This window comes from Pedobacter sp. L105 (assembly GCF_009765875.1).
Lineage (GTDB): Bacteria > Bacteroidota > Bacteroidia > Sphingobacteriales > Sphingobacteriaceae > Pedobacter.
In genome coordinates this window covers 611801-623398 of sequence record NZ_LMUP01000008.1, presented here as the reverse complement: position 1 = coordinate 623398, position 11598 = coordinate 611801, and the positions used below count along the sequence as shown (strand labels likewise).

Here is an 11598-nt window from a genome sequence, read left to right as displayed (position 1 = left end):
CAGGAGCTAAATTCCCGGAGGGTTTTTTTTATGTGAAGGATTTAATAGTTAATAAACGGCTACTATGAAACAATTTATGGGTTAAATTTTAATGTACTCAACGCTATTTTTACAATCATCCTTATCATCAACTCACCATGATCTATACCTTCCAGTTGACAGCTGCTGATTTCAAAAAAGCCATTGGTTTGATGGCGACAGCATTTTTGTTCTCATTTTCCCTTCATGCCCAGGGAACCCTTCAGGATTACCAGCGTGCCGAGACCTTAAACGGCCAAATGCAGCACGCGGTGTACAACTCACCAGAAAATATACAATGGATAGAAGGTCAGCATAAATTTCTATATAGCGTGTTTACGCCTCAGGGCAGACAATATATTATGGTAGATGCTGCAGGATTGAGTCGGCAGCCTGCCTTTGATCAGGCAAAACTGGCCCAATCTTTATCTTCAGTTACAGGAAAACCGGTAGAAGCTGGTCAGCTGGAGCTTAGCAACCTGAATATTATTGCTAACGGCCAGCAACTGGTGTTCCGTGCAAACGGAAAAGACTGGACCTGCAACCTGGCAGATTATCAGTGCACTGAAGTAAAAAAGCAAAAGACAGGACTGGTGGATCATGATGATCCTGAGGATGATGACCCCAAGGGCAAAAGTGTAACCTCACCTGACGGCAAATGGATTGCTTACATCAGGAATTACAATGTTTATATCCATGCTGCGGCAGACGAGAAAGATGAGTATCAGTTAAGTTTTGACGGTTCTGAAGGTGATTATTATTCTCCTCAGCTGAGTTGGTCTCCTGATGCACAAAAACTGGCTACCAATAAAATAAGAGTTAACAAACCACATTGGGTATACCTGATCGAATCTTCCCCCAAAGATCAGCTGCAACCTAAATTACATACGCGCAATTATCTTAAACCGGGTGATGCGCTGTCACAAAAGCAACCTTCGCTTTTTATCGTAAAAACAAAAAAACAAGTAGCCGTAGATCTTTCACTCATTCCCGCTCAATACAGTTTATCATCGCCTGAATGGCATAAAGACAGCCGCTCTTTTACTTTTGAATATAACCAGCGTGGCCACCAGGAATATAAAGTGATGGAAGTGGATGCTACTACGGGTAAAGTGAATACTTTGATTGACGAAACCAGTAAAACCTTTATCAATTACAGTGGCAGGCATTACCGCTATGACATAGCAGATGGTAAGGAAATTATCTGGGCTTCTGAGCGTGATGGCTGGAACCACCTTTACCTGTATGATGGGCATGGGAAATTAAAAAACCAGATCACTAAAGGCAACTGGGTAATGAGAGAGGTGGTTAACGTTGATGAAAAGAAACGTCAGCTGATCTTTAGCGCCAGCGGACGCAATGCGGACCAGGACCCTTACTTTTTACAATACTACCGGATCAACTTTGATGGTTCGGGATTAAAAGCCCTGACTACAGAAAATGCCAACCATAAAGTGGTATTCTCTCCCGATTTTAGTTATTTCGAAGATACTTATTCCAGGGTTGATATGGCACCAGTTTCGGTACTGAGGAGTGCTGCCGATGGTAAAATTATCATGCCGCTTGAAAAAGGTGATATCTCTCCGCTATTAGCTAGCGGATGGAAACTGCCTGAAGTATTTACAGCAAAAGGCAGGGATGGTAAAACTGATATCTGGGGAATTATCATCCGTCCAAGCAATTTTGACCCTGCTAAAAAATATCCTGTGATAGAATATATTTATGCAGGCCCGCAGGATTCATTTGTACCCAAAAACTTTGTTACTGATTCCCGCGGTTCGCTGCATGAAATGGCCGAACTGGGATTTATTATTGTTCAGATAGATGGTATGGGCACGGCAAACCGTTCCAAAGCTTTTCATGACGTGTGCTGGAAAGACCTGAAAGATGCAGGTTTTCCAGACCGTATCGCCTGGATGAAATCAGCTGCAAAGCAATACAGTTATATGGACCTGGACCGTGTAGGGATCTGGGGTAATTCTGCCGGTGGACAAAATTCTGCGGGTGCCCTTCTTTTTCATCCTGAATTTTACAAAGTTGCCGTTTCTTCTTCTGGTTGTCATGATAACCGCATGGATAAGATCTGGTGGAATGAGCAGTGGATGGGTTATCCGATAGGAAAACAATATGAAGAGTCTTCCAATGTGACCAATGCTTATCGCCTGCAAGGAAAATTATTACTGATCTTAGGTGAAATGGACGAAAATGTAGATCCTTCTTCTACTATACAGTTAATTAATGCCCTGGTAAAGGCCAATAAGAATTTCGACTTTCTGGAAATCCCTGGTATGGGGCATTCACTGGGTGGAGATTATGGAGAACACAAGAGAAGGGATTTCTTTGTGAAACACTTATTGGGGGTAGACCCTCCGGAATGGACCTGGAAACAAAGTATCTCTGTTCCAAAACCTTAAATTTTACGCTTTCATTTATTCTTTAACTTATGGTTTTTAAAAATAAACGCTCTTTCCAGAAAACTTCACTGGTTGTTCTGGCATTCATCGCCCTGTTGGGAGATGCTGCTGCTTATGGGCAGACAGTTTCAATATGGAAAAAGATAGAAGATAAACCTGCTACCTTAAATATCGCTGAGGGCGTGATAACGATCAATACCTCGGCTTTTCAGCTGAAACTGCTGAAATCGTCACAAACGGTTGCAGCGCTTGATCCAAATACAGATAAAAGTTTTGATTTTACGCCTGGAGAAGTGCTGGAAAAAAGAAGCCGTGATGGCCTCTATCACCTTGGTGATTTAAACCTTCGGTTCAGGACAAACTTGTCGGGAGAATGGCGTAAGATTTCTACGGCTGCTAAAAGGGGGGATGTCACTGCGCTCAAGACCGGAGGTAATATCCTGGCTGCGGCAGATCTGTCTGGTACTTTACCCAACGATATTCCTTTTGAAATCAAAAGATACTGGGAGCTGATCAACGGAGAACTTGTTTTACATTTTAACGTTAAAAATAAAAGTACCCAGCCTGTTGAAATAGGCGGTTTCGGTATGCCTGTGATCTTCAATAATGTGATGATCGATAAAACACTGGAGCAAACGCATGCACAAAATGTTTTTTATGATCCCTATATAGGAAAGGATGCCGGTTATTTGCAGGTTACCCGTTTAACAGGTAAGGGACAGGTGTTATTGGTGGTGCCTTACGGAAAGACTCCTTTTGAGGCTTACAATCCTTTGCTGGATGATCCTACGCCAAGGGGAATTACCTTTGAAGGTTTTTATGAGTGGATGGCGTTGAGTAAGGCCAATGCCGAGCAGGACTGGAAAGCTGCTGAGCCATGGAATACACCCACTGCATTGATTTTAAAATCCGGCGAATCAAAAGATTACGGGTTGAAGTTTATCCTGGCAGATTCAATCAGGGGTATAGAAAAAAGGCTGGTTGAAGAAAAACGTCCTGTTGCAGTAGGTATTCCTGGTTATGTGATCCCTGAAGATATAGATGCTAAATTATTTCTGAATTATCCTTCAAAAGTAAGTGTTATTGAAACGTTTCCTGCCAATGCAATTACCTTTACCGCACTGGCAACTACGCCTAAAGGATGGAAAAGTTATCAGCTTAAAGGGAATACCTGGGGCAGGGTAAGGGTAACAGTCAACTATGAAGATGGAACTTCACAGACCATTCAGTATAAGGTGATCAAACCTGAAACGAAAGTGATAGATGATTTCGGTCGCTTTTTGACTCATGAACAATGGTTCCAGGATAAAAATGACTTTTTTGGGCGTAATAACTCTGTTATCAGTTATGATATTGAAAAAAAACAACAGGTTAAAGAAGATAGCCGTGCCTGGATTGCAGGGTTAAGTGATGAAGGCGGAGCCGGCGGATGGCTGGGCGCCATGATGAAAGAACTGGTTCGTCCGGATAAGGAAGAGATTGAGAAACTGCAACTGTTTGCAAACCACACTTTATGGGGCGGATTACAGCACAGTGAGGGGGCAGAGAAATATGGGGTTAAAAAAAGTATGTTTTATTATCAGCCAGATTCTGTACCCGCAGGAACGTATAGCAAAGATATCAATTACAAAACCTGGGCAGCATGGAACCACGTTGCAGCAAATGATATTGGCCGTTCTTACAATTATCCGCATGTTGCAGCAGCACATTGGGTGCTTTACCGCCTGGCCCGCAACCATACCGGCCTGGTTACAGAGAAAAAATGGGACTGGCATCTGGATAATGCTTACCAGACGACGATGGCGATGGTTAACCTGGCTCCATATTATGTTCAGTTCGGACAGATGGAAGGAAGTGTGTTTTATTATATCCTGATGGATCTGAAAGCCGAAGGCTGGAATGATAAAGCGGCTATACTGGAAGCTGCCATGAAAAAACGTGCTGAACACTGGCATACGCTTGATTTCCCTTTTGGAAGTGAAATGCCATGGGATTCTACGGGTCAGGAAGAAGTTTATGTATGGTCAGACTATTTCGGTTATAAAGATAAAGCAGATGTCACTTTAAATGCAATCCTGGGTTATATGCCAACTATCCCACACTGGGGATACAACGGCAGTGCGCGCCGATATTGGGACTTTTTATATGGAGGTAAATTATCAAGGGTAGAACGTCAGCTGCACCATTATGGTTCAAGTCTGAATGCTATTCCAGTTTTGGATGCTTACAGGAGGTATCCTAAGGATCTTTATTTATTGCGCGTAGGTTATGGCGGTTTGATGGGTTCTATTTCCAATATTACCCAGGAGGGTTTTGGATCGGCCGCATTCCATTCTTTCCCTTCTACGTTAAAGATAGACGGTTTATCAGGAGATTATGGTTCTGGCTTTTATGGTTATGCTGTAAATACAGCTACCTATATCACTCACGATGACGAATTTGGCTGGCTTGCCTTTGGCGGTAACCTGAAAACAGCGGGCGACTGGGTAACCACTAAGATCACTACTGCAGAGAGATCAAAAGTGTTTGTAGCACCTGCAGGCATCTGGCTCACCCTGGATGCGGGAACGTTTAATACGGTGTCTTTTAACCTGAAAACAGCCGAGATCAAGTTGTCACTGGATGCGGCTGACGGCCATACGCCTGTTGCTTATTTAAGAATGAGCCAGACTACTCCGGAAGCAGGGGCAAAATATATGATTAAAGGGAAACTGAGAGAACAGCGTGGTGCTTATGTTGTTCCTTTGAAAAATAAAGAAGTTGTTGTTGAAATGATTAAGCTTTAGTTTGGATAAAGTTTGGTTCTTTATCTATCCAAATTTGAAGCAATACAAAACCATATTGAGTCCATGTTTTTACGGCAAAAACATGGACTTGACTTGGACTAGATATGGACTGGATATGGATACGATAACAATTAAAGCTAGCCCAGACTAAAAGGAAATCCTGATCTGATGAGGGCATAAAAAAACCCGGATGTGGTATGCATCCGGGTTTTTGCCATTTGAATAATAATGGCGAATAAGATTAATATTATTTAAATAGCTCCTGCAGATCTCTGTCTGCTGTAGGAATCTTTTTCAGAAAATCGTCAAAACCTGTTACTTCCTGCGAGCTGTACATTCCGTAAGCATCCATGATATAGCCAATCTGTCCATCTTTATCTTCTAATAAATAAAGTACAGAATTATCGGCCGGATCTGAATCACCTTCAAAACGGTAAGTTTTTATGATGGTCAGATCTTCTGGATTGTAAATTTTATTAAAACCAACTCCTTGCATTTTGCCATGGTCGGTCATTTTGATTTCGTTATCTAAACCTTTTTGCCTTAATCTTTCTAAGATTTGGCTAAGTGTGTTCATTTCTATTGGCTGTTCCATAATACAGATTGTTTCCCTATTAAACAAAGCCCTCTATAAATGGTTTTTCATTTCTTTTTTATTCTGTCAGCTTATATTTTGTGATCAGATCAAGCAATACGCCATTTGTCCAGCCAAATCCATCCTGGGAAGCATATTCTCCGCCTCCGGCTTTCAGCTGAAGGTCAACTACGTTGTATTTCTCCATTAATTTACCTGTATTGTGATAAACCCGCGTATTTAAAGTTACCCAACGGGTAGCAATATCCCTGGCCTCCTGATGTTCCCCGTAATTTTCCAGCCCGCTAATCGATATCCATTGCAATGGCGCCCATCCATTTGGTGCATCCCATTGCTGGTGGGTATTTTCGAGGGTGGTGGTTAAGCCGCCGGGTTTTAAAAATTTGTGCAGTAAAGTGGCTTCTGCCAGTTTTGCCTGTTCCTGGTTAGCGAGTCTGAAAAATAAGGGATACATACCGGCAAGACTGATCATAGGAGACTGCTGTTTGGTTTTGCTGTTGTAATCGGTGTACCAGGCCTGCTGCGGCGACCAAAAATACTTTTGTATACTGATTGCTCTCTTTTGTGCTAAAGTCTTGTAGAGCGCCTCTTTTGTTCTGTCATGTTTCAGGCCATAACATTTTGCAAGGGTAATTTCCAGGTGGTACATCAGGCAGTTCAAATCTACCGGGACAATTTTAGTAGTTTGCATGGTTTTTAGCTGTATACCGTCGCTCAGCCACCTGCTGCTGAAATCCCATCCGCTTTCTGCTGCCGAGCGTACATCACGGTAAAGCTCCGGATTGTTCTCTCCTTTTTCTTTGGTGATCAAAACATCCTCTTTATAAGATTCCTGTCGCGGGATGTTTAGCTGGTCGTAATATCTGTTCAGCAAGCTTCCATCTGGCATCTGAACAACATGTTTGGTAGGGGCAGACCTGTCCATCCAATAAGCATATTCCTTTTCCAGATCGGGAAGATATTCTGTGTAAGCCTGTTTGCCTTTTATTTCAGCAAGGAGGTCTATCATCAGGGAAAAAAATGGTGGTTGCGACCGGCTGAGGTAATAGTTTCGGTTTCCATTAGGGATATGTCCGTATTGATCAATCAGGTAAGCGAAGTTTCTGATAATATTTTCTATGGTTGTGTTTTGTCCGGAAACTTTAAGACCCAGCATGGTGAAATAGCTATCCCAGTAATAGACCTCCCTGAAGCGCCCTCCGGGCACGATATAAGCATAGGGTAAACGAAGCAGGCTGCTGTTGGCTACTGGTGCTGATGGATTACGGCGCAGTGCTGTCCATAATTCATTGATATGGGTTACTACAGGTTTGTCTTTATGGATTACCGTAGTGTTGACCGTGTCGGGATAAATGAAATTGGCAGAAACAAAGTTTTTAAGGTTAAAAGCTTTCCCTGATCTTTTGAGCCGCAGGTAGTCTGCCAGAATAAGCTTTGGGTTTCTTTTGGGTATACAGTCCACAAAGGTTTTACCGTCTTTTAGCGTGTTTTGCAGTTGTACATCAGTAAATAACTGGCCATAAAGCTGATCTGGTGTTTTTATCTGCTGGGCATCAGTTTTTCCAAACTGAAGTGCAATAAACAGGAGTAATATAAATTTGCGCATGTAAGTTCTTTTAGCCTAAACAATATAAAATGGCTTTTGATGCGCAATTAGTAAATAAACTTTTGTGAATGGAGTGATAATTGTGTAAACAGATTTGTTTATATTTGCATTATGATTAATCCGCTATCTGTTCTTAAAGGGATTCATCCAGGAGTATTTTTGGAAAGGGAGCTTAAAAAAAGAAATTTAAGCAAAGGGCGTTTTGCGCTTTCTGTGAATGAGTATCCCCAAACGATAGGTGCAATTACCAATGAAAAAAGAGCTATGAATACGGCTTTGTCATTAAAAATCGAAGAAGCTCTAGGATTAGAAGAAGGTACATTAATGACGCTACAGGTATTTTATGATATCAAAAAAGAAAAGCAAAAGAACAAAATTTGTAATGGACCTGATATCTCTTTAATTCGGCCTTCATTGTTTTGGGATACACCTATTGCCAAAATTGATTGGGATAATCAAAAAAAATCAGTGATAAGAAGGATTTTTGAACGGGGGAATGAACAGGAAAAACAAGAAATCGTAAGATTTTACGGTAATGATATTGTGTCAGATATTATTGGGCAGCTTAGTCCTGATCAGCAGTTACCATTGTCAGGAAGGACTAATTAATATATGTTATATTGGAATACTGTAAACGACTTATTGAAAAAAAGCTTGTTAATATTAATGGATTCAAGGGAATTTTCAGAATTTCGTTTGGTAGGCGGAACATCACTTAGTCTCCAGATTGGACATCGAATGTCTGTAGATATTGATTTATTTACGGATGCAACTTATGGATCTATTGACTTCGAAACTATCGATGATTTTTTAATCTCTCAATTCTCTTACGTAGATACATCATTTGGAATATTACCAGGTATGGGACGTTCTTATCTCATCGGAGCCGATAAAGATCACTCTATCAAATTAGATATTTTTTACACAACAGAAGATTTTATAAAAGAACCTGTCATAGAAGAGGGGATAAGAATGGCAACTGTTGAAGATATTATTGCTATGAAGGTAGATGTGATTTCCAGAGGAGGACGTAAAAAAGATTTCTGGGATTTGCATGAGCTATTAAATGATTATCCGATTGCACAAATGCTGGCATTACATGAAAAAAGATCTCCGTATAACCATGTAAGGGAAAGTATAATCAATAATTTTAGAGATTTTGCCGAGGCTGATTATGATTTTGAACCATTATGTTTAAGAGGAAAGCACTGGGAACTAATAAAATTGGATTTTTTAGAGGCGCTCGAAAAAGCTGGATTATAAACATTGATACGATTGAAAGCAATGAAAAAGGGGTATCCAGTTATCCCGGATACCCCTTTTTCAAAAATATGATCTAGTCTTATAAAGAAAACGCTTTCTTCACAGTTTCTACGTAGTCTAATTTTTCCCAGGTAAATAATTCTACTTCAATTGCAGTTTCTTCACCGTTTGAAGCCCTGAAAACTTTAGTAACCACTTCGTTCTTTTTACCAAAGTGACCATAAGCCGCAGTTTCTGAATAAATAGGGTTACGCAGTTTGAAACGGGTTTCAATGCCGTATGGGGTCATGTCAAAAATCTTTTCTACCTCTTTAGCGATATCACCATCTGTGAGGGTTTTTCCTGATGCGTCTTTTACATGTGCCGTTCCATAAGTATTCACGTAAATACCCATTGGTTGTGCAACACCGATCGCATAAGATACCTGTACCAAAACTTCGTCAGCAACACCAGCTGCAACTAAATTTTTGGCAATATGTCTGGTAGCATAAGCAGCAGAGCGGTCTACTTTAGAAGGATCTTTTCCTGAGAATGCACCACCACCGTGGGCACCTTTTCCGCCGTAAGTATCAACAATGATCTTTCTTCCTGTTAAACCGGTATCGCCATGGGGCCCGCCGATCACAAATTTGCCGGTTGGGTTGATATGGTATTTTATATCCTTGTTAAATAAGTGGGTGAACTGAGGATATTGGCTGGAAACACGTGGAATTAAAATTTCGATAATATCTTCTTTGATCCTTTTCAGCATCAATACTTCCTCGTCAAAATCATCATGTTGTGTAGAAACAACGATAGAATCGATTCTTACCGGCTCGTTGGCATCGTTATATTCTAAAGTAACCTGTGATTTGGCATCGGGACGAAGATATTGGATTTCGCTGTTTTCACGACGTATAGCCGCCAGCTCGATCAGGATCTTGTGGGCAAGGTCAAGCGCTAAAGGCATATAATTATCAGTTTCCCTTGTGGCATAACCAAACATCATCCCCTGGTCACCAGCTCCCTGTGTAGTTTTATCTGCTTTATCTACGCCCTGGTTAATATCAGGAGATTGTTCGTGAATAGCGGATAATACACTGCAGGAATTGCTGTCAAACATGTATTCGCCTTTGGTATAGCCAATTTTACTGATGACCTCTCTTGCGATCTTCTGTACATCAAGATAGGCTTTTGATTTTACTTCACCAGCCAGGAAAACCTGACCAGTAGTTACCAATGTTTCGCAGGCAACCTTTGATTCTGGGTCGAATGCTAAAAAATTATCAATCAGGGCATCTGAGATTTGATCTGCAACTTTATCCGGATGGCCTTCAGAAACTGATTCTGATGTAAATAAATACGACATTTTAAATAATTAATTTTTAATCAACAATTATATAAAATGGATAATGATCCTGCTTAACAGGCAGTAAAAGGAAGTGTATGAATGGTTAGCACTTTTTTTTACGTGGTTGCAATCCAGTTATGCTTACATAACATCGCAAATCAGTCCACCTTAGTTGCGCAAAATTACTATATATATTCAAATTAGTCAAAAAATATCAATTATTTTGTACCGTAATTAATTTAGACACTTTGGTAAAGCTGAACATCCTATTTATTATTAATCCTATATCTGGTGGTAAGGAGAAATTAAAGATACCTGCCATCATAGATGCAAACCTGGACCGCTCTAAGTTTAATCCGAATTTTAGCTTTACAGAATATGTTGGCCATGCGGCTGAGATTGCCGAAGAAGCTGCAAATAAAAATTTCGACGTGATCGTTGCTGTAGGCGGCGATGGGACGATCAATGAAATTGCCGGCAAGGTGATGCAGCAGGACAAAATACTGGGTGTTATTCCCTTTGGTTCGGGAAATGGTCTGGCCAGGTTCCTGAAGATACCGATGAATACCGCGAAATCTATTCAGGTGATCAACCAGATGAAGGTGAAGAAAATAGATACGGGCACATTCAATGGGAAATTTTTCTTTAACATGGCTGGAATGGGGTTTGATGCACATATCAGTTCTGTTTTTGTAGGCAACAAAAAGAGAGGACTAACGGGTTATCTGAAGCTGGGCCTCAAAGAAATGATCAATTATAAGCCTGAAACTTACAACTTAACGATCGATGGCGTAAGTTATACCAGAAAAGCATTTGTAGTCAGCGTAGCCAATTCATCCCAGTATGGAAATAATGCACATGTATCTCCGAAGGCCTCAATCACAGATGGGCTGCTGGATGTTTGCGTCGTTAAATCCTTTCCGTTGTACAAAATCCCGCTGCTGGCTTACCAGATGCTGAGTGCAAGTACAGATCAGTCAGCTATGGTAGAGATCATCAGGGGTAAAGATATTCATATTTCAAGACCGGCAGATGCTGCCATTCATATTGACGGAGAACCTTATTTTATGGGAAAAGAAATTGCGGTTACCGTTTCGCCGCTTTCCCTGAATGTAATTGTTCCTGCCGATTAAAATTATAACCATGAGCAATCCTAAGAAAAAATCTTTGAGCGACCTGGGCGGAATTATGTATTCTACAGATCCTTCATTCAGTTATGACAATGACAGCGAAGCTGTAGAGGAAAGCCTTCCGAATAACCAGCAGGACCTGAGGGTAACGCTGGACCGTAAAAACAGGGGCGGTAAGGCCGTTACGCTGATCACCGGTTACCGTGGCAGCCCTACTGAACTGGAGCAATTGTCAAAGGTGCTAAAGACCAAATGCGGGGTAGGAGGGAGTGCCAAAGACGGAGAGATCATCATCCAGGGAGATTTTAGGGATAAGGTAGTTTTGATGCTGCAAAAAGATGGCTACAAAGTTAAAAAATCAGGTGGCTAAAATACATTGCAAATATATGTATGTCAGTACTTTACGTGTTAGTGTAAATATTACAGTATTAAATTTTTTAGCAAAAAAACATCTTT

At 40.9% G+C, this 11598-nt stretch carries 9 protein-coding genes; 6 read left to right on the top strand and 3 right to left on the bottom strand.

The window, feature by feature from the left end; all coding sequences use genetic code 11:
• Window positions 1-137: 137 nt before the first annotated feature.
• Both GSQ84_RS17870 and GSQ84_RS17865 read left to right on the top strand, forming a co-directional pair.
• Entirely contained in the window at window positions 138-2432 is a 2295-nt protein-coding gene (locus GSQ84_RS17870) for a S9 family peptidase (RefSeq protein WP_158798630.1), read from the top strand.
• Between the two features lie 29 nt (window positions 2433-2461).
• Window positions 2462-5218, top strand: a complete 2757-nt coding sequence (locus GSQ84_RS17865) for a DUF5695 domain-containing protein (protein WP_216848959.1) — start codon at window positions 2462-2464, stop codon at window positions 5216-5218.
• 247 nt (window positions 5219-5465) lie between these two features.
• On the opposite strand, the gene GSQ84_RS17860 is transcribed toward GSQ84_RS17865, so the two are convergent.
• On the bottom strand, window positions 5466-5813 hold the full coding sequence (locus tag GSQ84_RS17860; protein ID WP_158798629.1) for a hypothetical protein: 348 nt from the start codon (window positions 5811-5813) through the stop codon (window positions 5466-5468).
• 58 nt (window positions 5814-5871) lie between these two features.
• Window positions 5872-7419 (bottom strand): alpha,alpha-trehalase TreA, encoded by a 1548-nt coding sequence (gene treA / locus GSQ84_RS17855; RefSeq protein WP_158798628.1) that lies wholly within the window; start codon window positions 7417-7419, stop codon window positions 5872-5874.
• Between the two features lie 111 nt (window positions 7420-7530).
• On the opposite strand from treA, the gene GSQ84_RS17850 reads away from it, so the two are divergent.
• Both GSQ84_RS17850 and GSQ84_RS17845 read left to right on the top strand, forming a co-directional pair.
• Window positions 7531-8028 (top strand): plasmid maintenance system antidote protein, encoded by a 498-nt coding sequence (locus GSQ84_RS17850; protein ID WP_158798627.1) that lies wholly within the window; start codon window positions 7531-7533, stop codon window positions 8026-8028.
• Window positions 8029-8085: 57 nt separating this feature from the next.
• Window positions 8086-8682 carry a nucleotidyl transferase AbiEii/AbiGii toxin family protein gene (locus tag GSQ84_RS17845; protein ID WP_254070899.1) on the top strand — a complete coding sequence of 199 codons (597 nt, stop codon included), beginning with the start codon at window positions 8086-8088 and terminating at the stop codon, window positions 8680-8682.
• Between the two features lie 79 nt (window positions 8683-8761).
• Here the strand turns inward: GSQ84_RS17845 and metK are convergent, their stop codons facing one another.
• Window positions 8762-10030 carry a methionine adenosyltransferase gene (gene metK, locus GSQ84_RS17840; RefSeq protein WP_158798625.1) on the bottom strand — a complete coding sequence of 423 codons (1269 nt, stop codon included), beginning with the start codon at window positions 10028-10030 and terminating at the stop codon, window positions 8762-8764.
• Between the two features lie 230 nt (window positions 10031-10260).
• Between metK and GSQ84_RS17835 the strand changes: the two genes are divergently transcribed.
• Together GSQ84_RS17835 and GSQ84_RS17830 are read left to right on the top strand one after the other, a co-directional pair.
• On the top strand, window positions 10261-11145 hold the full coding sequence (locus GSQ84_RS17835; protein ID WP_158798624.1) for a diacylglycerol kinase family protein: 885 nt from the start codon (window positions 10261-10263) through the stop codon (window positions 11143-11145).
• Between the two features lie 10 nt (window positions 11146-11155).
• Complete coding sequence (locus GSQ84_RS17830) at window positions 11156-11512, top strand: translation initiation factor (protein WP_158798623.1); 357 nt, start codon at window positions 11156-11158, stop codon at window positions 11510-11512.
• The last annotated feature ends 86 nt before the right edge of the window (window positions 11513-11598 follow it).

Coding starts and splice junctions, on each gene's coding strand:
- treA (WP_158798628.1), bottom strand. CDS start 7,419: ATGCGCAAATTTATATTACTCCTGTTTATTGCACTTCAGTTTGGAAAA.
- GSQ84_RS17865 (WP_216848959.1), top strand. CDS start 2,462: ATGGTTTTTAAAAATAAACGCTCTTTCCAGAAAACTTCACTGGTTGTT.
- GSQ84_RS17870 (WP_158798630.1), top strand. CDS start 138: ATGATCTATACCTTCCAGTTGACAGCTGCTGATTTCAAAAAAGCCATT.
- GSQ84_RS17830 (WP_158798623.1), top strand. CDS start 11,156: ATGAGCAATCCTAAGAAAAAATCTTTGAGCGACCTGGGCGGAATTATG.
- GSQ84_RS17845 (WP_254070899.1), top strand. CDS start 8,086: ATGGATTCAAGGGAATTTTCAGAATTTCGTTTGGTAGGCGGAACATCA.
- GSQ84_RS17850 (WP_158798627.1), top strand. CDS start 7,531: ATGATTAATCCGCTATCTGTTCTTAAAGGGATTCATCCAGGAGTATTT.
- metK (WP_158798625.1), bottom strand. CDS start 10,030: ATGTCGTATTTATTTACATCAGAATCAGTTTCTGAAGGCCATCCGGAT.
- GSQ84_RS17860 (WP_158798629.1), bottom strand. CDS start 5,813: ATGGAACAGCCAATAGAAATGAACACACTTAGCCAAATCTTAGAAAGA.